This window comes from Arthrobacter sp. 9AX (genome assembly GCF_902506095.1).
Lineage (GTDB): Bacteria > Actinomycetota > Actinomycetes > Actinomycetales > Micrococcaceae > Arthrobacter.
Genome location: NZ_LR733293.1, coordinates 1,495,606 through 1,520,756 on the forward strand (window position 1 = coordinate 1,495,606; position 25,151 = coordinate 1,520,756).

The following is a 25,151-nucleotide window of genomic DNA, read 5'->3' on the forward strand; positions in this document are numbered from 1 at the left end:
CACCTTTAGATCGAGGAGCTCGTAAATGACTTTATTCCCCCATGCGGGAACCCGCGCCGCCAAGCTGACAGTGCTTGGCATCGGCGTCGCCTTTATGGCGACAGCCTGCGGCGGTTCGTCCACACCCACGGCGTCCGAGTCCACCACCGCCGCTGCGGCAGGAATTGCGTGCCCGGCCCCGGGCTCCACCAGCGGAAGCACGGCACAGGCTACGGGCGGGGGCGGCGCTGTTCCTCCGTCCACCGGATCAACAGCAACGCCGCTGAAGCTCGGTTCGCTGCTGCCCACCACCGGTTCCCTCGCCTTCCTTGGCCCGCCCGAAATCGCGGGCGTCAACCTGGGCGTCAAGGAAGTCAACGACGCCGGCGGCGTCCTGGGCAAGCCCATCGAGGTCGTGCACCGCGACTCCGGTGACACCAAGACGGACATCGCCACCCAGTCCACGTCCGCCCTGCTCGGCCAGGGGGTCAATGCGATCATCGGGGCGGCGTCCTCCGGCGTCTCCAAGACGGTCATCAACCAGATCACCGGTGCAGGCGTTATCCAGTTCTCGCCCGCCAACACCTCCCCGGACTTCACCACCTGGGATGACAAGGGCCTCTACTGGCGCACCGCTCCCTCGGACGTGCTCCAGGGCAAGGTCCTGGGCAACTACATGGCAACCTGTGGTGCCCAGACCATTGGCATGGTGGTGCTGAACGACGCCTACGGCACAGGGCTCGCCAAGAACGTCAAGGCCGCGTTTGAAGCGGCCGGCGGCCAGGTTGTTGCGGAGGAACTCTTCAACACCGGCGACACGCAATTCGGCAGCCAGGTGGACAAGGTGATCGCGGCCAAGCCGGATGCCTATGTGCTGATCACCTTCGACGAAGCCAAGAGCATCATTCCGCTCATCACCGGCAAGGGTGCGAAGCCGGGGCAGCTGTTCCTGGTTGACGGCAACACCTCGGACTACAGCAAGGACTTCCAGCCAGGCACCATGCTTGGAGCGCACGGTACCTTCCCGGGAACGTTCGCCCAGGAATCCTTCACCAAGAAGCTTCTCGAGGTGGATCCGGCCCTGAAGGACTTCACGTATGGCGGCGAATCCTACGATGCTGTCAACCTGATCTCCCTGGCAGCGGAAGCTGCCGGCAGCACCAGCGGCCCTGAAATCGCCAAGCAGCTCAAGGCAGTTTCCGAGTCCGGCGAAAAGTGCTCAACCTTCGCCGCCTGCGTCACGCTGCTCCGCCAGGGCAAGGATATCGACTACGACGGCCAGTCCGGTCCCATCACGTTCTCCGACGCCGGTGACCCGACCGAAGCCTACATCGGCATCTACGAGTACACGAACGACAACAAGCTCAAGCCCCTCCAGTCTGAGTTTGGCAAGCTGTAGCAGCACTTCCTGAGACACAACAAAGGGAGCCTCCGTCCTGTTGGTCGGAGGCTCCCTTTGTGTTTGCGGCGCTTAGCCCTCTTCGACGGTGTCGGCCAGGGTGCCGAGGTAGAGCTGGATGACCTTGGGATCCTTCATGAGCTCACGGCCGGTGCCGGTGTAGGCATCCCGGCCCTGATCCAGGACGTAGCCGCGGTCGCAGATCTGCAGGCAGCGGCGGGCGTTCTGCTCCACCATGATCACGGACACGCCCGCCCGGTTGATCTCATGGACGCGCAGGAAGGTTTCGTCCTGCTTGACCGGGGACAGGCCGGCGGATGGCTCATCAAGCAGCAGAACAGCCGGGTCCATCATCAGGGCCCGGCCCATGGCCACCATCTGCCGCTCGCCGCCGGACAGCGAGCCCGCCCGCTGGGCGCGGCGCTTACCGAGTTCGGGGAACAGGCTTGTGACAAAGTCGAAGCGCTGGGCGAAGTCCTTGGGACGCTGGAACATACCCATCTGGAGGTTTTCCTCGATGGTCAGGGTGGCGAACACGTTGTTGGTCTGCGGCACAAAGCCCACACCGCGGGTCACCAGCTTGTTGGCTTTCAGTCCCGTGATGTCCTGCCCCCGGACCACAACGCTGCCCGAGTGGACCTTGACCAGGCCGAACATGGCCTTCAGGAGGGTCGACTTTCCGGCGCCGTTGGGCCCGATAATGCCGATAAGTTCGCCTTTGCGGGCTTCAATGCTGCAGCCGTTGAGGATGTTGACCCCCGGCAGGTACCCGGCCACCAGATTGGTGACCTTCACCACGGAGTCACTGTCGCTGACGGGCTGGGCGGCTTGGGCCGCGCTGGTGCTGCTGCTCATTGGCTGTCCTTGTCTGTGCCGTTCCGGCCGCTGATGTCCGACTCCGCGCCGCTGTGGCGGCCGCGGGTCTCATCCCCCCGGATCCGGTCGCTTGCCTGCGGCTCTTCTGTTTCCACGGCAACCACGTCGACGGCGATGATGCCGGCGTTTTCGGTTCCCACGATTGACTCCTCATCGCTCACCAGCTCGGCTGCCAGTTCCTTGATGCCTTCCGAGTCGCCCAGGTCCACGTCGTGGTGCGCGCCCAGGTAGGCATCGATGACAGCGGGGTTTTTCATCACCTCGCCGGGCGGGCCCTCTGCGACCACTTTGCCCTCCGCCATCACCACCACCCAATCGGCAATGTGGCGGACCATGTGCATGTCGTGTTCGACGAACAGTACGGTCATTCCTTCTGCCTTGAGGTTCTTGATGTGGTCCAGCAGCGACTGCGTCAACGCGGGGTTGACGCCGGCCATGGGCTCATCAAGCATCACCAGCTTGGGCCGCACCATCAGCGAGCGCGCCATTTCGAGGAGCTTGCGCTGGCCGCCGGACAGGGAAGCGGCGTAGTCGTCCTTTTTAGTGTCCAGCTTGAACTTCTCCAGGAGGACATCAGCCTCGGCCGTGATTTGTTTCTCCCGGCCGCCCCAGATGCCCTTGAACAGGGCCTTGGCGAGGCTTTCGCCGGGTTGGTTCGCGGCACCGAGCCGCATGTTCTCCATAACCGTCAGTTTGCCCATGACCTTGGTGAGCTGGAAGGTGCGCACCATGCCCATCCGCGCCACCTTGTAGGGGGAGACCCCGGCCAGGCTCCTGCCCTCAAACTGCCATTTGCCGGTGTTGGGTGTGTCGAAACCGGTCAGGAGGTTGAAGAGGGTGGTCTTGCCGGCACCGTTGGGACCGATGAGCGCGGTGATTTTGTGGCGGGGAATTTCGAGGTAGTCGACGTCCACCGCGTTGATGCCGCCGAAACTGCGGGTCACGTTCTCCGCCACCACGATGGGATCGCGCTTTTTGCAGCCCGGTCCGGTTTCGCCGGCCGCGATGGGCCGGGTGTCGGTCATGTAGTCCGGCTCCGGGGAGCCCGGGTTTGTTGGTTCTGTGCCGTGCATGCTCATGCGAATGCCAGCTCCTTTTTGTTTCCAAAGACGCCCTGCGGCCTGAAGATCATCAGCAGCATCAGGGCGACGCCCACCAGGATGTAGCGCAGCTGCCCGGCCTGGACCGTATTAAGCCACGTGACGGCCCCGGACTCGATCAGGCCGTACAGGATCCCCTGGGTCAGTGAGAGCACCACCCAGAAGATCATCGCCCCGACGACGGGTCCGAGCACAGTGCCCAGGCCCCCGAGCAGGAGGCAGGTATACAGGAAGAACGTCAGCTCGGTGCCGTAGTTCGCCGGCTGCACCGCACCGCGGGGGAGGGTGAACACCATGCCGGCCAGGGCGCCGAGGATGCCGCCGATGATGAGGGCCTGCATTTTGTAGGCGTAGACGTTCTTTCCCAGGGACCGGACAGCGTTCTCGTCTTCGCGGATGCCCTTCAGGACGCGTCCCCATGGACTCCGCATCAGCAGCCACACAAGTGTGCAGCAGATGGCCACCAGTCCCCAGCCCACCACCCGGATGAAGAAGTCGCGGTTGTTCATACCGAAGTAGGAGCCTTCGGGGAAGGGGTTCATCGCATAGAAGCCGCCCTCGAACGCGGCCAGGCCGTTGGCTGAACCGGTCACCGGGGTGAGCTGGTTGGTGGTCACGATGTATCGGACAATTTCGGCCGCCGCGATGGTGACGATGGCAAGGTAGTCGGCGCGCAGCCGCAGGGTGGGGATGCCCAGCAGCAGGGCAAATATCGAGGAGGCGATGATGGCGATCAGCAGCCCGACGAAGAACGGCACGCCGAAGCTGAGGGTGGAGATGGCGAACCCGTAGGCTCCCACCGCCATAAAGCCGGCCTGCCCGAAGTTCAGCAGCCCGGAGTATCCGAAGTGCACGGCGAGTCCGAGTGCGGCCAGGGCATACGCGGCCGTTGTCGGGCTGAAAATTTCACCGGCAGCACTGGCCAGAATGAATCCAAAATCCATGGCTGTCTCCTATCCCACACGCTCGCGCCGGCCCAGGATTCCCTGCGGCCGGAACAAGAGGACAACGATCATGATGAACAGGGCACCCACGTACTTAAGGTCGGCGGCGAGGCCGAATACCGTGGTGAGCTCCACAAAGATGCCGACGATGACTGACCCGATCAGGGCACCGAAGACGGTGCCCAGGCCGCCCAGGGTGACCCCGGCGAAGATGAGCAGGAGGATGGCTGAACCCATGTCGAACGTGACACCCGGGCGGTAGTAGGCCCAAAGGATTCCGCCGAGGGATGCGAGCATGCCGCCGGTGATCCACACGAGGCGGATGACCGCGTCCACGTCGATGCCCGACGCCGCAGCCAGGGCGGGGTTGTCTGCCACGGCGCGGGTGGCCTTGCCCAGCCTGGTCTTGAGCAGCACGATGCCGATCAACGCAATGACCACGGCGCTGATGCCCAGTGACCAGAGGTTGTTCGGTGAGATGGACACCGGCCCCAGTTGGATCTCGGGGCTCTGGGCAAACGGCAGCTGCTGCGTGGCGCCGCCGAAGTAGAACTGGATGACGTAGCGGACCGCGAGGGCCAGGCCGATGCTGACAATCATCATGGGCACCAGGCCGGTGCCGCGGCGGCGCAGCGGCCGCCACAGGCCCCTGTCCTGGGCATACCCGAAAAGGCCGCCGCCCAGTACGGACAGGATCAGTGCAAGCCAGAACGGAAGGCCAATGGCGTTGAAGGCAAACACCAGGACCGCACCCAGCGTCACCATCTCACCATGGGCAAAGTTGGTCAGGCCGGTAGTGCCGAAAATAAGCGACAGGCCAACTGAGGCGAGGGCCAGCAGGAGACCGAAGCTGAGTCCCGCAACGAGCCGGTTGAGCAGGTTCTGCCCGAAGTCCTGCTGCTGCACCACAATGCCCTTGCCGAAGGCGAAGATCACGGAAAGGTTGGAGGTCTGGCTGAACGTCACGTCACGTGGGTTCTCCTGGCCGTCCGCCAGCTTAATGCCTTCCGGCAGGGTGGACTCATCCAGTTCCACCGTGTAGGTGCCCTGCTGCGGCACGCCGATGTTCCAGGATCCGTTGGCGGCCGACTTGGTGGTTCCGGTGAAATCGCCGCTCTTGGCAGTAATGGTCACACCTGCCAGTGGTGCCCGCGTGTCGTCGCGGAGGAATCCGCTGATGTTGTTCTGGAAGGTCTGGTTCGACGGGGATGGTGTCGGTGAGGGGGAAGCGGCCTGGGATGCCGGTGCGGTCACGAGGAGGATTGCCAGGATGGAAGCACTGATGGCTCCCAGCAGTCTCAACAATCCACCGCGTCTTGCGGCCGGCTGGCCTTGGGGTGTACTTCTCAAAGTGAAAACCTCCACGTGGGGGCGGTCTCGGCTGCGCCTCTGCAGCCGTTGCGAACGGTCGCAGGACGGGGATGGCACCCACTGGCCCGGCACCCATCACGATTGTGAGTTCCGTCACCCTGCTTGGCTTATGCTACAGCGCAAAAGAACCCGCAAATACCGTGGTTCCGGCCTTGTTGGTAGCGATCAGGTAACAACTGGCGCCCCCGGATTCCAGAACGGAGTGGAGCAGCAGGGGAAAACCTTTGTTGAGTGGCAGTGCTTCCTTTGGCCGGTCCGCCCGGGCCGGTTCCGATCGTGCAGCCGCCGGACGGCCGGTCCACGTCACGGTTGGGTTTCACCGCTGTCCCGGCGGGAACTTTTACGGGTGCCGCGACGTGAAAATTGGTAGCGTGAACCACAAGGAACACAACACACACCCACCACATGGAGGAATCCCGCAATGGCACTTGGCGGCAACCCGATCTTCAACGGAAAGAGCTTCCGTGGAGCCACCCAGGCACCGCCTGTCCCGCAGGCTCCATACGGACATGCTCCCTACGGACAGGCTCCCTACGGGCAGGCCCCGTACGGCCAGCAGCCTTTCGGCCAGCCAGGCTATGGGCAGCAGCCGTATGGACAGGCCCCTTACGGCCAGCAGGGCTACGCACAGCAGCCCATGACCGACGAGCAGCTGCAGCAGATGTACAACCAGCCTGCAGCCGGTCCTGCAGACACCGGCCGGATGACGTTCGACGACGTCATCGTCAAGACCGCTGCCTGCCTCGGTTTTGTTGTGCTGGGTGCCGCGGTCACGTTGACTGTGGGCCTGGGGCTGGCCTCGCTGCTCATGATTGTCGGCGCCCTGGGCGGCTTCGTGCTGGCCCTGGTCAACACCTTCAAGAAGCAGCCCTCCCCGGCGCTCATCCTTGCCTACGCCGGGCTTGAAGGCCTGTTCCTTGGCGGCCTGACCCGCATCCTCGACACCCAATACCCGGGCGTCGGCCTGCAGGCCGTGATCGGTACCCTCTCCGTATTTGCCGTAACCCTGGTGCTGTTCAAGAGCGGCAAGGTGCGGGCCACGCCCAAGGCCATGCGGTTCTTTATGATCGCCCTGGTCGGATACGCACTGTTCTCCGTCGTGAACCTGGTCCTCATGATGACCGGCGTGACCCAGGAACCGTTCGGCCTGCGCAGCGGCATCGTGGGCGTTGTCATTGGCGTGCTCGCCATCGGCCTGGCCGCCTTCTCCTTGGTCATGGACTTCACCAGCATCGAAGCCGGCGTCCGCAGCGGCGCCCCGCAGCGATTCTCCTGGACCGCGGCCTTCGGCCTCACCGTCACCCTGGTCTGGCTGTACGTGGAGATCATCCGCCTGCTGGCCATCCTGCGCGGGGACGACTAACCGCAGAGGCGCGTCCCGCCGTGGTACGCGCTTAAGTAACCAATAAACAGCTGAGGGCCCCACCGATGGTGGAGCCCTCAGCTGTTTAACCGAAGACTCAGCCGATGCGCATGGCACCGGCCGCCGGGGTCACCGTGAAGATGTCCGGCGCAGTGAATCCGGCGCCGGCAAAGGCCTTGACGACGGCGTCCCGCACCTTTTGCCCGGAGCCCACCGGTGTGAGGGCGATCGCCGCTCCGCCGAAACCGCCTCCGGTCATCCGGGCACCGATGGCACCGTTGGCGCGGGCGGCCTCCACCGCCAGGTCCAGTTCCGGGCAGGAGATTTCAAAGTCGTCGCGCATGGACGCGTGGCTTGCATCCAGCAGGGCGCCGATGGCCGCCGGCCCCGCGGACGCCAGGAGCTCCACGGTCTGCAGGACCCTGTCGTTCTCCGTGACCACGTGACGGACGCGCCGGAATGTCAGTTCGTCCAGCAGGCCGGAGGCCTCTTCGAGATCGCCCACCTGGACGTCCCGCAGCGCCCTGACTCCGAGGACCTCTGCGCCCAGCTCACAGGACGCGCGCCGGGACGCGTACCCGCCGTCGGCATGGGAGTGCGAAACTTTTGTATCGATCACCAGCATCACCAGGTCCGCCGGCTCCGTTTCGAACGGGACCAGGCTGACGTCCTGGTTCCGGCAATCCAGGAACACGGCATGGCCCTTTGCCCCGCGCAGCGACGCGGACTGGTCCATGATCCCGGTGGGTGCCCCCACGAAGTCGTTCTCGGCCTGCCGCGTGGCAAGGACCATCTCCTCGGCCTTCAGCCCGGCCCCGGTCAGATCGTTCAGCGCTGAGATGACCGCACACTCGATGGCATGGGATGAGGACAGCCCGGCGCCCAGCGGAACATTGGAGTCCAGCAGCAGGTCGATGCCGGGAACATCGATGCCCCGCTGCCCGAGTGCCCACATGACTCCCAGGGGGTACTTGGTCCAGCCCTTGGCTGAACCGGGCTGGAGGGAATCCAGCGAGGTGGTCACTACTCCCTGGTCACCGTAGGTGGACAGCAACCGCACGCCGGAATCCGGACGGACGGCCACAGCCACCCGGGCGGTCCGGTCGATGGCGAAGGGCAGCACAAAGCCCTCGTTGTAGTCGGTGTGCTCGCCGATCAGGTTGACCCGGCCCGGCGCCTGCCAGACGCCTGCCGGAGGGCCGCCGAATTCCCGGGTGAAGCGGGCTGCAAGGTCGTGGGCACTTGCCGGTCCGGGCGCGGTCAAAGAATCACGGACAGCGCTCACGCTGTTGCTCCTTCAGGCAGGGCTGCCTGCAGGGCAGCGGGGGAGGGGGTGGACGCCGGAACGGTGACGTTGCGCAGCCGCTCGGCCACGCTTTCGGGTGTGGTGTCGTTGATGAAGGCACCCATGGCTGCCTCCGACCCGGCGAGGAACTTCAGCTTATCCGCGGCACGGCGCGGCGATGTCAGTTGGAGGTGGAGGTAGCTTGCGGGGCGCAGCAGGGAGTCGATGGGCGCCTGGTGCCACGCCGAGATATACGGAGTGGGGGTGGGGTAGATGGCATCCAGGCGTTTGAGCAGGTCGAGGTAGACGTGTGCCAGTTCATCCTTCTCCTCTCCGCTCAGGGCCGCCAGGTCCGGCACCTGGCGGTGGGGAACCAGATGGATCTCCAGGGGCCAGCGGGCGGCGAACGGAACATAGGCGCTGAAGTTCTGGCCCTCCATGACCATCCGGCTGCCGTCTTCGCGCTCGGAGCGCAGCAGTGAACCCGTGAGCGTCTGCCGGCCGTCGGCTGCGTCGTAGAACTGACGGGCGGCTGCCCCCAGGACTCCTGCGCGCGGGGTCACATAGGGGTAGGCGTAGATCTGGCCATGCGGGTGGTGCAGCGTCACGCCGATGTCCGCGCCGCGGTTTTCGAACGGGAAGACCTGCTTGATTCCCGGAAGGGCGCTGAGCGCTTCGGTGCGCTGTGCCCATGCCTCAATGACGGTGCGGGACCGGGCCTCAGTCAATCCGCTGAAGGAGCCGGTGTGGGCGGGGGTGAAGGCAACCACCTCGCAGCGGCCATAGGCGGGCCCTTTTGTTCCCCAGCCGGCTTCTTCCGGTACCGGACCAAGGGCGGGTCCCAGCGAGGGGAAGCGGTTCTCGAAGACCACCACGTCGTAATCATCGGCCGGAATCTCGGACGGGTTGCCGGCCGTTGTGGGGCAGATCGGGCACTGGTCCGCCGGCGGAAGGTGCGTGCGGCTCTGGCGGTGGGCGGCGACAGCAACCCATTCGCCGGTCAGGGCATCAAAACGGACTTCTCCCGGTTCGCCCCGCGGCGGCAGGCCGCGGTGGTCGGTGGTGGTTTCCGCTGTACGCGCCTTGGGGGCGTGGGCGTCGTCGAAGTAGATCAATTCCCGGCCGTCAGAGAGCCTGGTGCTGGTGATTCCGGTCATGGATCCCGTCCTTTGGTGGTGCAGCGACTTAACACCATTCTGCCACAGTGTGCTCAAAAAAGAATAGAATCAAACAAAAAGTAACATCCGTTGGAGTGCGCGGTCGCGGGTTGGGTTGTACGGTATTGCTCATGACTTCCGATTCGTCCCTCGAAACCAGCGCCGATTCAGGCTACCGGGCGTATGCCACGGGCCGGCAGTACGAACTGCGCCGGGGAGATGCGCTGGCCGTCGTCACTGAGCTGGCAGCCGGACTGAGGCTGTACAGCCGGGGTGGAGTGCAGCTGACGGAGACCTTCGGCGATGACCAGATTCCGCCGGGCGGATGCGGCATCACCCTGGCTCCCTGGGCCAACAGGGTTGAAGACGGGCAGTGGTTCCTGGACGGCAGGAAGCAGCAGCTGGACATCACCGAGGTGGCACGCAACAACGCCAGCCACGGACTCCTCCGGAACTCCTCTTACGCGCTGGTGGACGAGTCGGAACACTCAGTCACGCTGGAAGCCACCATCTTCCCCCAGCACGGCTATCCCTTCCTGGTGCGGCACCGGGTGCAGTACCTGCTGGCGGAGGACCTTGGGCTTGTTGTCCGCCAGACGCTGGCCAACGACGCCAAATCGCCGGCGCCCTTCGTCCTCGGCGCCCACCCGTACCTGCGGCTCGGCGACACTCCCGTTGAGGACCTGGTGCTGACTGTTTCCGCCGGCACCCAGCTGCTCGCCGATGAGCGGCTCATCCCGCGCAGCAGCGCTCCGGTGGAAAGGGACACCGACTTCCGGGCCGGCCAGCATATTGCGCCCCTGAGCGTGGACGTTGCCCTCACCGACCTGACGTTCGACGGCGGCAGGGCCCGCCACACCCTCGCGGCGTCCGGCGGCGGCCGGGTCAGCCTCTGGCAGGACGAAACCTGCCGGTACGTCCACGTCTTTGTCAGCACGCAGTACCCGGGCCGCAGCCGCGCAGTGGCAGTCGAACCCATGACCGGGCCGGCGAATGCCTTCAACACCGGGGACGGCCTGCGCTGGCTGCCGCCCGGGGAATCGTTCACCATGTCGTGGGGAATCGACTACGCCCCGGACGCCGAGGGGGCAGCAGTTTCCCATTAGGGCACGGCTGCGGAAGTATTAGGCTATGACGCCAGCCGAGGATCCCGTAACGCCCGACCCTCAACAGCCAGTACGGCAGCCAACCGCCCCGCCCGTACCGGCGCAGGCAGGGCCGCCGCTGCGGGTCCTGACGGACCGTGAGCTGGACCAGGACATTCCCTACGGCGTGCGCATCGCCGCTTCCTGGGCCTGGCGGCTGGGCCTCATCCTCCTGGTGGCCGGTGCCTTGGTCTGGCTGCTGCGGCAGGTCAGCTTCCTGATCATCCCGGTGATGGTGGCCGCGCTCCTCGCAGGCCTCCTCAGCCCGGTGACCGCCTGGCTGCGGCGGCGGGGACTTCCCGGTGGCCTCGCGGTGGCCGTGACGGTCCTCGGATTCATCGGACTGATCGTGGGCTCCCTGGCACTGGTGGGCAGGCAGCTCCTCATCGGATTCGGTGAGCTCTGGTCCCAAGCGCTGGAGGGCGTGAAGCAGGTCCAGGACTGGCTTTCGGCCGGACCCCTGCACCTGACCGCCGCCCAGATTGACCAGTACGTCAAGGAAGCCACCGACGCGCTGCAGAGCAACAGCAGCAGCATCCTCAGCGGCGCCCTGTCCTTCGGCAGCACCGCAGGCCACTTCGCCGCGGGAATGCTCCTGGCGCTGTTTGTGACGATTTTCTTCCTCCTCGAAGGCGACCGCATCTGGGCCTTCCTGGTCCGGCTCCTGCCCAGGAAAGCCCGGGCCGCGGCGTTCGGCGCAGGGCGGAAGGGCTGGTCGTCCATGGTCAGCTACGCCCGGATCCAGCTGTTCGTCGCCATGGTGGACGCCGTGGGCATCGGTGTCGGTGCCGCCATCATCGGTGTGCCCCTGGCCCTGCCGCTTGGCGTCCTGGTGTTCATTGGCTCCTTCATCCCGGTGGTGGGTGCCCTGGTCACCGGTGTCATCGCGGTCCTGCTGGCGCTCGTGGCCAATGGACCGGTCAACGCCCTGGTGATGCTCGGGATCGTGCTGCTGGTCCAGCAGCTCGAAAGCCACATCCTCCAGCCGCTCGTGATGGGCAAGGCCGTAGCCCTGCATCCGGTGGCCGTGATCCTCTCCGTAGCGGCCGGTTCCTACCTGGCCGGGATCCCCGGGGCGCTGTTCTCGGTGCCCATCCTCGCCGTCGCAAATTCGGCCGTTCGCTACATCGCCGCCAGAACGTGGGAACATGATCAAGTGCTGGCAGCGCCCGGCGGCCCCTCGGTGACCGGCGCCGGCCCGGACAACACCATTTCGCATGTTGACCCGCCGGACGCCCTCCGTGAGGGGAGCGGCGCCGCGGCCGGCACACACGCAGAACATCCCGACGCCCGCACCAACGACGCGGCGCCGGGGCCGAAATCCAGAGGAGATTAGTCCGTGAACATCCTTGAAACCCTTCCCGTCACGCTGGACGATGTCCTGGAGGCGCAGAAGCTGCTCGACGGGATTATTGCGCGGACCCCTGTGGAATCGTCACGGGCCCTGGGAGCGATGGTCGGCGGGGACGTCTACTTCAAATGCGAGAACCTGCAGCGTGCAGGATCGTTCAAGGTCCGCGGCGCGTATGTGCGGATGGCCCGCTTGTCGCCGGAGGAAAAGAAGCGCGGTGTGGTGGCCGCGTCCGCCGGCAACCACGCCCAGGGCGTCGCAGTGGCCGCCAAGAGCCTGGGCATCAAAGCCCGCATCTACATGCCGCTGGGCGTAGCCCTGCCCAAACTGGCCGCGACCCGCAGCCACGGTGCTGAGGTCATCCTGCACGGGCACAATGTGGACGAGGCCCTGGCTGAAGCCCAGCGCTACAGCAACGAGACCGGCACGGTCTTTGTCCACCCGTTCGACAACGTGGACGTCGTTGCCGGCCAGGGAACGTTGGGACTGGAAATCCTGGAGCAGGTGCCCAACGTGGACACAGTCCTCATGGGCGTCGGCGGGGGCGGGCTCCTGGCAGGTGTCGCCGTCGCCATCAAAGCCCGGGCCAAGGAACTGGGCCGCGAAATCCGGATCATCGGTGTTCAGGCCGAGAACGCCGCAGCCTACCCGCCCTCACTCGCCGCTGACGCACTGGTGCCCTTGAAGAAGGTCTCCACCATGGCTGACGGCATCGCAGTGGGCCGGCCCGGCCAGCTGCCCTTCAGCATCATCCGCGAACTGGTGGACGATGTTGTGACCGTCAGCGAGGACTCCCTCGCACGGGCCCTGATTTTCCTGCTGGAGCGGGCAAAGATGGTGGTGGAGCCTGCCGGGGCCGTGGGTGTGGCAGCCCTCATGGACGGCAAGATCGAAAATCCCGGGACCACTGCCGTAGTCCTTTCCGGCGGCAACATCGACCCCATGCTGATGCTCAAAGTCATCCAGCGGGGCCTGTCCGCCGCGGGACGCTACATGACGGTCCGCATGATGCTCGACGACCGCCCGGGCTCGCTCGCGACGATCGCCAGGATCATCGCCGAGAACGACGCCAACGTCACGGGCCTGGACCACACGCGCGTGGGCGGGTCCATCAGCATGGGTGACGTCTCCATCACCGTTAACCTGGAAACCAAGGGCCACCAGCACGGGGAGCAGGTGCTCAGCGCGCTCCGGGCCGAGGGATTCCAACCGATCGTGGTGCACTAGGGGGACTGGATGGCCGGACTGACGGGGTACAAAGGTTTCGGAGGCAAGGACTTCGGAGACCGGCGGACCATTGCCGCCCGGGCCAAGGGCGGCCTGCTGGTGCTGGGCAGCTTCGTGGCGCTCCTCTTTGCCATCGAACTGTTCAACGCACTGATGCTGCGTTCGCTCAACCGGACGTTCGGCCTGCGCCCCAGGAGCGCCGACGGGTTGCTGGACATCTTCACCTTCCCGCTCCTGCACGCCAACCTGAACCACCTGTTGTCCAACAGCCTGCCGCTGATAATCTTCGGCTTCCTGGTGTTCCTGTCCGGTCTGCGGGTATTCCTGACAGCGCTGGCGCTCAGCTGGCTCGGCTCGGGGCTGACGGTCTGGCTCATCGGAAACGGCGGCATTACCGTGGGTTCCTCCGGCCTGGTGTTCGGGCTGTTCGCCTTCCTCCTGGTCCGCGGATTCTTCAACCGCAGCTGGCGGCAGATCCTCCTGGCGGTAGTGCTGTTCATGGGCTACGGGAGCATCCTGCTGGGCGTACTGCCGTTGGTTGCCGGCTATGTCTCGTGGCAGGCGCACCTGGGAGGAGCCGCCGGGGGAGTGGTGGCGGCGCTGCTCCTCCGCCCCCGCAAAACCGCGGTACTGAACGAGTTCTGAGTGCCGCCGTCGAAGGACCGTTCCTGCACCAAAAAAGCGCTGGCCACCCCTCGGGGTGGCCAGCGCTTTTTGTCCGGACTGCCGCTATCCGGCGTACGGCTTGGCGGAAAGGATCTCTACCTTGATGTCCTTGCCGTTGGGCGCCGTGTAGCTGAGCGTCTCGCCTTCCTTGTGGCCAAGGATGGCAGCACCCAGCGGGGACTTCTCACTGAAGACGTCCAGATCGGAATCGCCGGCGATCTCGCGTGAACCGAGCAGGAAGGTCTCTTCGTCACCGGCGATCCTGGCAACCACGATCATGCCGGGCTCAACGATTCCGTCATCGGCCGGAGACTCGCCCACGTGGGCGTCCCGAAGCAGGGCAGTCAACTGGCGGATGCGGGCCTCGATCTTGCCCTGCTCCTCCTTGGCGGCGTGGTAACCCCCGTTTTCCTTGAGGTCACCCTCCTGCCGGGCTGCCTCAATCTTCTGGACGATCTCCGCGCGGCCAGCGCCGGAAAGGTGGTCCAGCTCTGCCTTCAGGCGGTCAAAAGCTTCCTGGGTAAGCCAGGCTGCAGCTGCGCTGTTGGTGGTAGACACGGACTTCTCCTCTAATGGTCCTACATGCAAAAGACCCCGCCACGGTGGCCACTTGTGGAACAGTAACCAGCTCAGCGGGGTAAAGGTATTGCTCCATTGTAGTCAATCCTGTGGACTTAACCCAACATGGAAGCGGCGCGGATCACATCTTCCGGTCGGAACCGCCCGGGATCCAGCAGCTGTCCACCACGCCCGACACGGAAAGGGACTCAGTGCGGACGGCGACCCGCTGCGAAACCGTCCGCCCGCCGTCGGCTGTTTCCTCAGCCTGCGACGGCGGAATGTCCACCACCTTCCAGCCCACCACGGCGAACTTGGAGTCCAACGCCTTGATGGCACACTTGACGGCCGTCCCCGGTTCCCTGGTCACCTGGAAGTCCACCTCGGCCAAGGTGGCGTCGGTGGTGGCGTAGCCGACGTCCTTGAAGCTCACGCTGGAGAGGGAATTCGACGTCGATACCCAGGCCATGAATCCGATGCCCGCGGCCAGCGCAACGCCGCCGATGGCCCGCCGGGCGGCAGGGGAGAGCCTGCGCTTTTTAGCGCCATAACGATTGGCTAGGCTAGTGTTCGCGGGCTCGGATGGGGCCGGCTGGTCCGGGGAAGTCACCAGACCAGTTTAGTGCCCTTCCGCCGGCGCTTTCCCGACCGGCGGCACCGGCCGGGGTCCACCGCCCGCCCAGTGATACAAACAGCAGCCACAAGCCGAGATATGAAGAATAGAGGAGCAGTCCTTCGATGACAGCGTCCAGCAACTCCCAGGCGCCGCTCCGGCTGCTCGCCGTCCATGCCCACCCGGACGACGAGTCCAGCAAGGGTGCCGCCACCATGGCAAAGTACGCGGCCTCGGGGGTGGAAGTCATGGTGGCCACCTGCACCGACGGATCGCGCGGAGACATCCAGAACCCGGCAGTGGAAGGCGAACCGCACCCCCGGCGGGACATGGCCGGTGCCCGGCGCCTCGAAATGGAACGGGCGGCCCAAATCCTGGGCATCAGGCAACGGTGGCTGGGCTTCGTGGACTCGGGCCTGCCCGAGGGCGATCCGCTGCCGCCCCTGCCCGCCGGATCCTTCGCCACGCTGCCGCTGCACCATGCCGCCGCCCCCCTGGTGCGCCTGGTCCGGTCCTACAAGCCGCACGTGATCTTGAGCTACGACGAAAACGGCGGCTACCCCCATCCGGACCACATCATGGCCCACCGCGTGGCCGTTGAGGCCTTCGAAGCGGCCGGCGATCCGGAACGCTACCCCGGGGCCGGGGAAGCGTGGGAGCCCAGCAAGCTCTACTACGACCGGGCCTTCAGCCCCGAACGCTTCCGTGCCCTGCACTTCGCCTTGGAGGAGGCGGGCCTGCAGTCGCCGTACGCCGAGCGGCTGGCGGCGTGGCTGGAGGCCGACGCCGAGGGCCACACTCCGCCGCCGGCACCCCACCCCACCACCACGCAGGTGGACTGCGGCGACTTCTTTGAAGTGCGCGACGACGCCCTGCGGGCACACAGGACGCAGGTGGACCCGCTGGGGTTCTTCTTCGCTGTGTCCCCGGAGATGCAGCGCCGGGCGTGGCCTTGGGAGGATTACTCACTGATCAGCTCCCGGGTGCCCGCCGAACTGCCCGAAAAGGACCTCTTCGCGGGGCTAAGATAGAACCGGCGGGCAATTTCTATGCCGCGTAGAAGAAGCGTCCGGATCCGGACGGCTGCATCTGCTGCCTGCTGACACCCGTTCCATAGAAGGTATTTAACGTGCACCGTCTGCTCCTCAGCCTGGCCACCACGCCCACGCCCCTGCCCACGCCTTCGCTGCGTGAGGGGATCTCGGAGGACCAGGTCACCCCGGGCCTCCTGGGCTTCATCATGACGGCCTTCTTTGTGGTGGCCACGGCGTTGCTCATCGTGGACATGGTCCGCCGCATCCGCCGTGTCCGCTACCGCGCGCAGGTGGAGGAGGAGCGCATGGCAGCGGCCGCTGCCGCCGACGTCGAAGCGGCAGAGGCCGAGGAACGGCCTGCTGATTCATCTGCGGGTTCGTCGGCCGGCGAGCCCTTCCAGGGCCCGGCCGACGGCGGTACTGACGCCGGTCCCGGCGGTCGCCGCCACTAGGCGGCCGGCCGAGTTGCGGTTACCTAGCTGAGGACGGCCAGGGTGATGGCCGTGAAGTGTGCGGCGAACGCAACCACCGTCAGGGCATGGAAAAGCTCGTGGAAGCCAAAGTGGTGGTAGCTGAAGTTCGGCTTCTTCAGCGCGTAAAAAACCGCCCCGGTGATGTACAGGACGCCGCCCACGCAGATCAGTACGGCAGCGGGAATGCTTGCCTGGAAGAACTGCGGGAGGTAAAACAGGGATCCGCAGCCCAGGGCAATGTAGATGGGAACGTACAGCCAGCGCGGCGCATCCGTCCACAGCAGACGGAACAGGACGCCCAGGATGGCGCCGGACCAGATGACCCAGAGCAGCAGGACTGCCTGGGGCCGTTCCAGGAGGGTCCAGGCCAGCGGCGTGTAGGTTCCTGCAATCACCAGCATGATGTTGGTGTGGTCCAGGCGTTTGAGGACCCTCTTGACCTTCGGGGACCAGTTGCCGCGGTGGTAAACGGCGCTGATGCCGAACAGCAGCACTCCGGTGGCCGCAAAGATGCCTGACGTGACCTTGCGGTCCACTGTGGGGGCCAGAGCAATGAGCACAATGCCCGCCGCCAATGCCAGCGGAGCGGTGACGGTGTGGATCCAGCCGCGCCATTTGGGCTTGATCATCAGGAGCCCGGCGAGCCGGACAGCGGCCTCGTCCACGGGGTTCGCTGCAGAGCCGGATCCGGCGGTTGAATCGTGGCTCGGCGGCGTCCGGGGAGCCTCCGGGGTGTCGCTGTTCATTGCTCCAGAATAACTTACGGCCCGGTAAGTTACCCGCGGGTAACCTGGGGCTTATTTCGGATTGTCCTGCCGGGACTGCCCCTGCCGCTGCGGACGGTAGCCTAGGATGTGCAAAGCGGAACGTACAGCAAGGAAGTCAGGTGAGTGAGCGCGTGGAGTTGCCCGGGTTCCTCTACGGCTTTTATGAGCGCAGGTTGCTCAAGGACCTTGCCCGGGACCGCATTCCGCGGCACATCGGCGTGATGGTGGATGGCAACCGGCGCTGGGCCAAGCAGTTCAATGCCCCCACCAGCCAGGGCCACCAGGCCGGCGCGGACAAGATCCATGAGTTTCTGGGCTGGTGCCAGGAACTCGGAATCAAGGTGGTCACGCTGTACATGCTGTCCACGGACAACATGAACAGGTCCAGTGAAGAACTTGACCTGCTGATGGGCATCATCGCCAACACCCTGGACCGGCTGGACGAGGACGCCAATGTCTCCGTGCATGCCATGGGCGCTCCTGAGCTCCTGCCGGATTACCTGGCGGAGCGGCTCAACAAGCTGACGGCGCGCACCCCGGTCCGGGAGAAAATCCACGTCAACGTTGCCGTGGGGTACGGGGGCCGGCGGGAAATCGTCGATGCTGTCCGGGAGCTGCTGCACGATGCCGTGGCCAAAGGCAAGGACATCAGCAAGCTGGCAGACGAACTCTGTGTGGACGACATCTCCCGCTTCCTCTACACGCGGGGCCAGCCTGATCCGGACCTGGTGATCCGCACGTCCGGCGAACAACGCCTTTCCGGGTTCCTGATGTGGCAGAGCGCGTACAGCGAGTTCTACTTCTGCGAAGCGCTGTGGCCTGCCTTCCGCAAGGTCGATTTCCTGCGTGCCCTCCGCGATTACGCGGGCAGGCAGCGGCGCTTCGGGGCCTGACATCCGCGGTTTACCGGGAGTTTACGAGGCCGCAACAGAAATCGCCGCGTAATGGTTGCGGAAATTACTGCCGATGGATTTACGTTATATCCATCAGCAGGCAAAACCGCCGGCTGATCGGGGAGGCCAGTACATGGAGCGAGACATCGCACCGGTTGTATGGGAGGCCGGACCCGGCCTCACGGCCGAGCCGGCTCACCACTAACACATCCGGGCTTGCGCCCGGGGCTGGAGTCGATGTGGCTATTTCTGAACAACTGCCCCCGGTCCTTTCCGACCAGGGAGAGAAAGCTACCTCTCGCGCCAAGCGAGCCATTCTGGAAACCGGTGCAGCGGAAGAAGCCGCGGCCGGTTTTGCTGTCTCTGGAAGGGAAGCCACCATCCACACTTTCGTGATCGACACCTCTGTCCTGCTTTCCGACCCACGGGCGCTGCTGCGGTTTGCCGAACATGAGGTCATTGTTCCGGTTGTGGTCATCACCGAGCTTGAGGCCAAGCGGCACGACCCCGAACTTGGCTACTTCGCGCGCAAGGCCCTCCGGCTCCTCGACGACCTGCGGGTCAAACACGGCGGCCTGAACCAGCCGATTCCCATCGGCGACGACGGCGGCAGCCTGATGGTGGAACTGAATCACATCTCCGCCGAGGTGCTGCCGCTGGGCTTCCGCAGCGGAGATAACGACAGCCGCATCCTCGCCGTCGCGAAGAACCTCGCGAACGAGGGCCGGAACGTCACCGTGGTGTCCAAGGACCTGCCCATGCGCGTCAAAGCCTCCGCCATGGGGCTCACCGCCGACGAGTACCGCAACGAGCTCGTAAAGGACTCGGGCTGGACCGGCGTGGCCGAGGTGGAAGCCGGCGAACAGGAAATCAACACCCTCTACGGGCACGAGCCGGTGTTCATCCCGGCGGCGGCAGAACTTCCGGTGAACACCGGCCTGGTCCTGCTGTCCAACCGGGGTTCGGCGCTGGGCCGCGTGGGCGCCGACAAGCAGGTCCGCCTTGTCAAGGGTGACCGTGACGTTTTCGGCCTGCACGGGCGGTCCGCTGAGCAGCGGCTGGCCATCGACCTGCTGATGGACCCCGCCGTCGGGATTGTGTCCATCGGGGGCCGGGCCGGAACCGGCAAATCCGCACTCGCCCTGTGTGCCGGCCTGGAGGCAGTGCTGGAGCGCCGCGAACACCGCAAGGTGATTGTGTTCCGGCCCCTGTATGCCGTGGGCGGCCAGGAACTCGGCTACCTGCCCGGCTCCGAATCCGAAAAAATGAACCCCTGGGCCCAGGCTGTTTTCGATACCCTCGGTGCGCTGGTCAGCCAGGAAGTGGTGGAGGAGGTCATGGACCGCGGCATGCTCGAGGTTATGCCGCTCACCCACATCCGCGGCCGCTCCCTGCACGATGCCTTCGTGATCGTGGATGAGGCCCAGTCGCTCGAAAAGAACGTCCTGCTCACGGTCATGAGCCGGATGGGCCAGAACTCGAAGATCGTCCTCACCCACGACGTCGCCCAGCGCGACAACCTCCGCGTCGGCCGCCACGACGGAATCGCCGCCGTCGTCGAAACCCTGAAAGGACACCCGCTCTTCGGCCACATCACCCTGACCCGCTCCGAGCGCTCGCCGATCGCAGCCCTGGTCACGGAACTGCTCGAAGGATAAGTCGCCTGTCCTGACAGGTGCGAGGCCGGTCCCAGTGCTTCGCTTAGGAGCGCATCGCCGACCAGAGCGGTGCGCAGGTCGCCCAGCGACCGAAGCGGCGCGGCGGGAGGTGTCTAAGCGACGGCGAAGTGCTGGGGACGGACGAACCCCAGTCGAGGAAACGGACTCAGGTGACCTTGAGGAACTTCGCTGCTGCTTTGTGGCCTTCTACCCGCAACTCCCAGTCGGGGCGTTTGAACGTCTCCGGGGTGAGGCGGACGTGTTGGACGGTTTCGACTTTGGGGCCCCACGCCTTCCGGGTGGTGCCGTTCAGTTCGTAGCCGAGGGACCGGGACACGCCGATGGACGCTTCGTTCCAAAGGGCCGCTTCGGATTCGGCTACTTCCGCACGCAGCCAGCCGAAGGCGTAAAGGACGACGGCGGCACGCATCTCCTTGCCGAGGCCGCGGCCCTGTACGGACTGCTTCAGCCACGACCCGGTGGAGATGGTCTTGAGCGCGGCGAAGTCCTTGGTACCGACGTCCTGGCAGCCGATGAACTCGCCCTCGTGCCAGATGCCGAGCAGCAGGGTCCAGGATTCGGGTATGGATTCACCGCGGCAACGCCAGTACCAGCGGGCCATGTTGGGGCCGAGTTCATCGGCAGGAAGTTCGGTCCAAGGCGTACTGAAAGGATTCCGGCTGGGCTCGTGGATCCCACTGCGGGCGGCTTCTACGGCCGCCGGGATGTCCTCGTCCCGGATGGGGCGGAGTTCAAGGCGGGGCGTGGTCAGCCGCAGGCCGAATAGCGGCCAGACGTCGTTCAGTGGAATCATCAGCGAAGCCTAGCCGAAGGACTGCAGCCTGGCATGTCACGGTCAGGCGGGGACGTCCCAGCTGATGTGCTGCCGGACGTCCGTGAGGCTCATTGACTGCGCAACGAACAGATCGTCCAGCATGTACTCGTCCACGCCGATGATACGAAGCCAGTGGCCGTATTCATCCGTCCCGGGTTCGAGGGATTGGCTGGCCACGCACACACCCGTCCCCAGGTCCACCCGGATCCGCGACTGTCCGGGCAGGCAGAGGGGGGCTGCCGGGTGGGTGGGATGGTACGCGGCCGTGGGGCTCACTACGGCTTCCAGGACGGGGCGGCCCTCGTGCTCCCGGCGGTTGACCTCGTGTATCTCCACTGTATTGCTGCCGGGGAATTCGATGGGCACCGGGGCGTTGCCGGCCAGTTCCACCGGGTCCAGGGCGGCGGAGAACCGGCCGTTGCCAAATCCCGGCTCACCATAGGCGGCTTCCGGGCGACGGCGCACCAGTCCGTGGTCGTCGTAGACGGGTGTGACCAGGTGCGGCGGGAGGAGCCAGGACTTCCGCGTGGCGCTGACGTACAGTCCGTCCTTCGAATCGTTGATTCCCGTGGTGCTGTGCAGGACCAGTCCGTCCGCAGTTTCGAGCCGGAGTGCGCCCGGCCGGCGCAGCCATGCCCGGACCAGGGGCGCGGCCGGGCTGGGTGCCTCGGCGAAGGGCTCGTCCCAGTATTCAAAGCGCAGCGACTGCCACTTCCAGGGTGAGGACCTGCAAAGATTCCGGAACAGGGCCGGGTCAGCGGCGGCCGAGCTGCTGTCCGGAATCATCCGGTGCCGGGAGTCCCAGGTCGCCATATCCACAGTTTACGCGCGGGCAGTGCGGGGGCCAGCGGAAATCCAGTAGCATCCGAGGGTGATCCAACGACTGGGCGAACTCTGGCAGCACACCCCGCTGGCCTTCTGGCTGGTCGTTGCCGCCTGCGCCTACTTCGCGGTGATGGCCGTCAGGCTCACTGTGATCGACGTGCAGCACCACCTCCTGCCCAACCGGATCGTTTTCCCGTCCTACGCCGTGGCTGGTGTCCTCCTGCTCGCGGCTGCAGTCTTTGGAGATATCGGCAGCGGCACGGCCCCAGGGGCCGGTGGGCCGCCGGAGGGCGTGCTGGCCATGCCCGCCCTCCGCATCGTGGCCGGGGCCGCGATCCTCTGGCTTTTCTATTTCATCCTGCGGTTTGCCTACCCGCCGGGAATGGGGTTTGGTGATGTCAAACTCGCCGGCGTCCTGGGAATGTACCTTGGCTACCTCGGCTGGGGCCACCTTTTCGCAGGCACCTTCCTGGCGTTCCTCCTGGGCGGCCTGTGGTCCGTTGCCCTGCTGGCGGCGCGCCTGGGGACGTTGAAGTCGTCCATCCCGTTTGGCCCTTTTATGCTGGCCGGGACGGCGGCTGCGATGCTCCTGCCGGCGTAACGGCCATGACGGGCCGGATCGGTGCTGCTCCCGGTCACTTCGATAGGCTGGCGGGGTGCCTGCACCTGACTACATCCTGAAACTCCGCAAGAAAATCGGCAACGACCCACTGTGGGTCCCCGGCGTCCGGGGCGTGGTGGTTGATGACTCCGGCCGGGTCCTGCTCGCCCGGCGGGCCGACAACGGGCAGTGGGCCCTGATCAGCGGAATGCTCGATCCGGGGGAGCAGCCGGCGCGGGGCCTGGTGCGGGAAATTTTTGAGGAAACGGCTGTCGTGGCCGAGCCGGAGCGCGTGGTTTCCGTCGGGGCCGTTGGCCCCGTCACCTACCCCAACGGCGACGTGTGCGAATTCCTGGATGTGGTGTTCCTTTGCCGCTACGTCTCGGGTACGGCAAGGGTGAATGATGACGAGTCCCTCGCCGTCGGCTGGTTCGGTCTTGACGAACTTCCCGACCTGATGGCAGGGCACCTCACCAGTATCCGGCGCGCGCTGGAACCGGCTGAAGCCGCCCACTTCGAACCCTGACCTTCATACCCTCGCGCAACCCTCATTCGCGAAGGAACACCCCAACAGGGGCGCCGCACCCCCCAGGATTGCGGCGCCCCTGCCGGTTCTTCAGCCACTCCTGAACCACGGCCGGGAGGAGTGGCACGGCGGTCAGCTGCGCTGGGAGACCAGCTCGCCGTCGTCGTCCTTCACCGTGGCGGACTCCTCAACAGTGACAGCCCGGTTGGCAGCGGCGCCCGTCAGCCCTGCGGCGAGGCGTTCGGCCTCCTCACCGCCCACGGCCTCACCGCGGGCCACCATTCCGGCAGTGTCCGAGAGCGGGATCTGCTTCAGGGTGAGCGCCAGGAGCAGCGCCACGGCAATAAACGGGATGAGGTACCAGAACACCGGTGCCAGTGAATCCGCGTATGCGTTGACGATGGCGTCGCGCAGCTGTTCCGGAAGCTGGTTCAGCGCCTGCGGGTCAAGCGTGCTGGTGGACTGGGCCGCTTGGTCCGCGGACGCGCCGGCGCCGGTGAAGGCGCCCGTGAGGGACTCCGAGAGCCGGTTGGTGAAGATGGAGCCAAAGATGGCCACGCCCATTGCCGCACCTACTTCGCGGAAGTAGTTGTTGGTGCTGGTGGCGGTGCCGATCTGGCTGGCCGGGACGGAGTTCTGGACCACCAGGACCACCACCTGCATGATCAGGCCCAGGCCTGCGCCGAAGATGAACAGCTGCACGCAGATGACCCAGATGGGGGTGCTGGCGGCGAGGGTAGTCATCCAGAACATGGCAGCCATGGTGAAGGCCGCACCCAGGATGGGGAACATCTTGTACTTGCCGGTTTTGGAGATCCGGATGCCGGAGTAGATGGAGGTGCCCATCAGGCCCGCCATCATGGGCAGCATCAGCAGGCCGGACTCAGCCGCGGAGGTGCCGGAGGACATCTGCAGGAACGTGGGCACGAACGCGATCGCGGAGAACATGCCCAGCCCCAGGGTGAAGCCGATGGCCGTGGCGTTGACGAAGATCCGGTTGCGGAACAGGCTGAGCGGGATGATGGGGTCCTCCGCGCGGCGCTCCACCATCACGAAGGCGGCAGCGGACAGGACCATGCCGGCCCCGAAGGCCCACGTAAGGGGGGAGTCCCAGCCTTCGTCCTTCTTGCCGCCGAAGTCGGTGAAGAAGATCAGGCATGTGGTGGCGGCAGACAGCAGGATCACGCCCAGGATATCGATCCGCTTTTCGGCCTTCTTGTTGGGCAGCGTCAGGGTGAACCAGGCGATGGCGAAGGCTGCGATACCGATGGGGATGTTGATGTAGAAGGCCCATTCCCAGGTCAGGTGGTCCACAAAGAAGCCGCCGAGCAGCGGACCGGCAACGGCGGAGAGGCCGAAGATGGCGCCGAGCGGTCCCATGTACTTGCCGCGGTCCTTGGCCGGCACGATGTCCGCGATGATGGCCTGCGAGAGGATCATCAGGCCGCCGCCGCCCAGGCCCTGGATGGCCCGGAAGATCACGAAGCCCCAGAAATCGGTGGCAAGGGCACAGCCCACGGACGCGAGCGTGAAGAGGGCGATGGCTATCAGGAACAGGTTGCGCCGGCCCAGGACGTCACCGAACTTGCCATAGATGGGCATCACGATGGTGGTGGCGAGCAGGTAGGCGGTGGTGATCCAGGCCTGGTGCTCCACGCCGCCCAGCTTGCCCACGATGGTGGGCATGGCGGTGGAGACGATGGTCTGGTCCAGGCTGGAGAGCAGCATTCCGGCGATCAGCGCCGAGAAGATGATCCAGATGCGTTTTTGGGTCAGCAGCAGCGGACCCGCTGCCGGTTTGGTGGCGATGCTCATGGTTGTCCTTCTGCGACGGTGGTTTCCGGCTGTTCGAATGGCTGTGAGAAGAGCAGGCTGGCGGCGGAGATGTTCTCCATCAGGAGCTCCTTGTAGGGGCGGGTGTTGCCGTCGGCGAAGTAGGCCATGCTGCTTTTCCGGGCGATGGTGCTGAGCAGGGTGACGGCCATCTGGACCACGGGGTGGTCGGTGGCGACGCCTTCCCGCCGGGCCACGTCCCGGGCGAACTGCGCTTCCCGCCGCTCGGTGACGCCAATGAGCCGCAGGATCAGCTGGGGCTCTTTCTTGACGACGGCGATCAGCTGACGGGTTTCCTCCTCCGAGGCCTCCATGTCCTCAGAGAGCTTCAGTGACAGCCGGACGAGGTCGCGGAACAGTGTGGGGGAGATGTCACCCGCGGGTGAGGGGGAGCCGCCGTCGATGAACTCCTGGAGGATCCCGGCGGGCATGTCCTCGTCGGCGTGGCCGATCACGGCGTCTTCCTTGGCGGGGAAATAGTTAAAGAACGTCCGGCGGGAGATGTCCGCGCGCTCGCAGACTTCCTCGACCGTGTAGCCGGTCAGGCCGCGCTCGGCGGTCAGGGCGCGGGCGGCAGCGGTAATGGCCGCCCGGGTGGCGGCGCGCTTCCGCTCCCGGAGCCCGCCTTCAATTACTGCACTTTCATTCACAAAGTAAAGTTTTACACTATTT

The 25,151-nt window shown here is 65.4% G+C and carries 25 protein-coding genes; 12 read left to right on the forward strand and 13 right to left on the reverse strand.

Features of this window, described 5'->3' with window-relative positions; genetic code table 11:
* The first annotated feature begins 25 nt into the window (after window positions 1-25).
* Window positions 26-1,378, forward strand: a complete 1,353-nt coding sequence (locus BACI348_RS06895) for an ABC transporter substrate-binding protein (protein WP_159824545.1) — start codon at window positions 26-28, stop codon at window positions 1,376-1,378.
* 72 nt (window positions 1,379-1,450) lie between these two features.
* On the opposite strand, the gene BACI348_RS06900 is transcribed toward BACI348_RS06895, so the two are convergent.
* The 4 genes from BACI348_RS06900 to BACI348_RS06915 are packed head-to-tail and all read right to left on the reverse strand — an operon-like array spanning window position 1,451 to window position 5,603.
* Complete coding sequence (locus tag BACI348_RS06900; protein WP_159824546.1) at window positions 1,451-2,233, reverse strand: ABC transporter ATP-binding protein; 783 nt, start codon at window positions 2,231-2,233, stop codon at window positions 1,451-1,453.
* Complete coding sequence (locus BACI348_RS06905) at window positions 2,230-3,333, reverse strand: ABC transporter ATP-binding protein (protein ID WP_236557479.1); 1,104 nt, start codon at window positions 3,331-3,333, stop codon at window positions 2,230-2,232. Before BACI348_RS06905 ends, BACI348_RS06900 begins: the two co-directional genes overlap by 4 nt.
* Window positions 3,330-4,298: a branched-chain amino acid ABC transporter permease gene (locus tag BACI348_RS06910; RefSeq protein ID WP_159824547.1), complete on the reverse strand. Its 969-nt coding sequence runs from the start codon at window positions 4,296-4,298 to the stop codon at window positions 3,330-3,332. Before BACI348_RS06910 ends, BACI348_RS06905 begins: the two co-directional genes overlap by 4 nt.
* A 9-nt stretch (window positions 4,299-4,307) precedes the next feature.
* A complete protein-coding gene (locus BACI348_RS06915) occupies window positions 4,308-5,603 on the reverse strand; it encodes a branched-chain amino acid ABC transporter permease (protein WP_442858493.1) in 1,296 nt (431 codons plus the stop codon).
* 487 nt (window positions 5,604-6,090) lie between these two features.
* Between BACI348_RS06915 and BACI348_RS06920 the strand changes: the two genes are divergently transcribed.
* Window positions 6,091-7,032 (forward strand): Bax inhibitor-1/YccA family protein, encoded by a 942-nt coding sequence (locus BACI348_RS06920; protein WP_159824548.1) that lies wholly within the window; start codon window positions 6,091-6,093, stop codon window positions 7,030-7,032.
* Window positions 7,033-7,129: 97 nt separating this feature from the next.
* On the opposite strand, the gene galK is transcribed toward BACI348_RS06920, so the two are convergent.
* Window positions 7,130-8,317, reverse strand: coding sequence for a galactokinase (gene galK / locus BACI348_RS06925; protein ID WP_236557481.1), 1,188 nt, complete (start codon window positions 8,315-8,317; stop codon window positions 7,130-7,132).
* The gene (gene galT / locus BACI348_RS06930; protein WP_159824549.1) at window positions 8,314-9,474 is read right to left on the reverse strand and encodes a galactose-1-phosphate uridylyltransferase; all 1,161 of its coding nucleotides are present in this window, start codon (window positions 9,472-9,474) and stop codon (window positions 8,314-8,316) included. The genes galK and galT overlap by 4 nt, the downstream gene beginning before the upstream one ends.
* 131 nt (window positions 9,475-9,605) lie before the next feature.
* On the opposite strand from galT, the gene BACI348_RS06935 reads away from it, so the two are divergent.
* Genes BACI348_RS06935 through BACI348_RS06950 form a run of 4 tightly spaced genes read left to right on the forward strand, consistent with a single transcriptional unit; the run spans window position 9,606 to window position 13,842 of the window.
* Window positions 9,606-10,580 carry an aldose 1-epimerase family protein gene (locus BACI348_RS06935; RefSeq protein ID WP_159824550.1) on the forward strand — a complete coding sequence of 325 codons (975 nt, stop codon included), beginning with the start codon at window positions 9,606-9,608 and terminating at the stop codon, window positions 10,578-10,580.
* A gap of 25 nt (window positions 10,581-10,605) precedes the next feature.
* Window positions 10,606-11,955 carry an AI-2E family transporter gene (locus BACI348_RS06940; RefSeq protein WP_159824551.1) on the forward strand — a complete coding sequence of 450 codons (1,350 nt, stop codon included), beginning with the start codon at window positions 10,606-10,608 and terminating at the stop codon, window positions 11,953-11,955.
* A gap of 3 nt (window positions 11,956-11,958) precedes the next feature.
* Entirely contained in the window at window positions 11,959-13,197 is a 1,239-nt protein-coding gene (ilvA, locus tag BACI348_RS06945) for a threonine ammonia-lyase (RefSeq protein WP_079595700.1), read from the forward strand.
* 9 nt (window positions 13,198-13,206) lie between these two features.
* On the forward strand, window positions 13,207-13,842 hold the full coding sequence (locus BACI348_RS06950; RefSeq protein ID WP_159824552.1) for a rhomboid family intramembrane serine protease: 636 nt from the start codon (window positions 13,207-13,209) through the stop codon (window positions 13,840-13,842).
* 84 nt (window positions 13,843-13,926) lie between these two features.
* On the opposite strand, the gene greA is transcribed toward BACI348_RS06950, so the two are convergent.
* Together greA and BACI348_RS06960 are read right to left on the reverse strand one after the other, a co-directional pair.
* A complete protein-coding gene (greA, locus tag BACI348_RS06955; RefSeq protein WP_159824553.1) occupies window positions 13,927-14,421 on the reverse strand; it encodes a transcription elongation factor GreA in 495 nt (164 codons plus the stop codon).
* Window positions 14,422-14,563: 142 nt separating this feature from the next.
* The gene (locus BACI348_RS06960) at window positions 14,564-15,031 is read right to left on the reverse strand and encodes a DUF4307 domain-containing protein (protein WP_159824554.1); all 468 of its coding nucleotides are present in this window, start codon (window positions 15,029-15,031) and stop codon (window positions 14,564-14,566) included.
* Window positions 15,032-15,159: 128 nt separating this feature from the next.
* Here BACI348_RS06960 and mca point away from each other — a divergent pair, with 128 nt between their 5' ends.
* A complete protein-coding gene (gene mca / locus BACI348_RS06965) occupies window positions 15,160-16,065 on the forward strand; it encodes a mycothiol conjugate amidase Mca (RefSeq protein ID WP_159824555.1) in 906 nt (301 codons plus the stop codon).
* 98 nt (window positions 16,066-16,163) lie between these two features.
* Window positions 16,164-16,520: a hypothetical protein gene (locus BACI348_RS06970; protein WP_159824556.1), complete on the forward strand. Its 357-nt coding sequence runs from the start codon at window positions 16,164-16,166 to the stop codon at window positions 16,518-16,520.
* A gap of 23 nt (window positions 16,521-16,543) precedes the next feature.
* On the opposite strand, the gene trhA is transcribed toward BACI348_RS06970, so the two are convergent.
* Window positions 16,544-17,287, reverse strand: coding sequence for a PAQR family membrane homeostasis protein TrhA (gene trhA, locus BACI348_RS06975; protein WP_236557482.1), 744 nt, complete (start codon window positions 17,285-17,287; stop codon window positions 16,544-16,546).
* A 152-nt stretch (window positions 17,288-17,439) separates the two neighbouring features.
* On the opposite strand from trhA, the gene BACI348_RS06980 reads away from it, so the two are divergent.
* Together BACI348_RS06980 and phoH2 are read left to right on the forward strand one after the other, a co-directional pair.
* Complete coding sequence (locus BACI348_RS06980; protein ID WP_159829883.1) at window positions 17,440-18,201, forward strand: isoprenyl transferase; 762 nt, start codon at window positions 17,440-17,442, stop codon at window positions 18,199-18,201.
* A gap of 239 nt (window positions 18,202-18,440) precedes the next feature.
* Window positions 18,441-19,859, forward strand: a complete 1,419-nt coding sequence (phoH2, locus tag BACI348_RS06985; protein WP_159824557.1) for an RNA 5'-3' helicase PhoH2 — start codon at window positions 18,441-18,443, stop codon at window positions 19,857-19,859.
* A gap of 166 nt (window positions 19,860-20,025) precedes the next feature.
* Here phoH2 and BACI348_RS06990 read toward each other — a convergent pair whose 3' ends face one another.
* A complete protein-coding gene (locus BACI348_RS06990; protein ID WP_159824558.1) occupies window positions 20,026-20,673 on the reverse strand; it encodes a GNAT family N-acetyltransferase in 648 nt (215 codons plus the stop codon).
* 42 nt (window positions 20,674-20,715) lie between these two features.
* Entirely contained in the window at window positions 20,716-21,507 is a 792-nt protein-coding gene (locus BACI348_RS06995) for a hypothetical protein (RefSeq protein ID WP_201298391.1), read from the reverse strand.
* 58 nt (window positions 21,508-21,565) lie between these two features.
* Here BACI348_RS06995 and BACI348_RS07000 point away from each other — a divergent pair, with 58 nt between their 5' ends.
* Complete coding sequence (locus tag BACI348_RS07000; protein WP_159824559.1) at window positions 21,566-22,120, forward strand: prepilin peptidase; 555 nt, start codon at window positions 21,566-21,568, stop codon at window positions 22,118-22,120.
* Window positions 22,121-22,175: 55 nt separating this feature from the next.
* A complete protein-coding gene (locus BACI348_RS07005; protein ID WP_159824560.1) occupies window positions 22,176-22,646 on the forward strand; it encodes an NUDIX hydrolase in 471 nt (156 codons plus the stop codon).
* A gap of 132 nt (window positions 22,647-22,778) precedes the next feature.
* Here the strand turns inward: BACI348_RS07005 and BACI348_RS07010 are convergent, their stop codons facing one another.
* Both BACI348_RS07010 and BACI348_RS07015 read right to left on the reverse strand, forming a co-directional pair.
* Window positions 22,779-24,461 carry an MDR family MFS transporter gene (locus tag BACI348_RS07010; protein ID WP_159824561.1) on the reverse strand — a complete coding sequence of 561 codons (1,683 nt, stop codon included), beginning with the start codon at window positions 24,459-24,461 and terminating at the stop codon, window positions 22,779-22,781.
* Window positions 24,458-25,129 carry a TetR/AcrR family transcriptional regulator gene (locus BACI348_RS07015; RefSeq protein WP_159824562.1) on the reverse strand — a complete coding sequence of 224 codons (672 nt, stop codon included), beginning with the start codon at window positions 25,127-25,129 and terminating at the stop codon, window positions 24,458-24,460. The genes BACI348_RS07010 and BACI348_RS07015 overlap by 4 nt, the downstream gene beginning before the upstream one ends.
* Window positions 25,130-25,151: the final 22 nt, after the last annotated feature.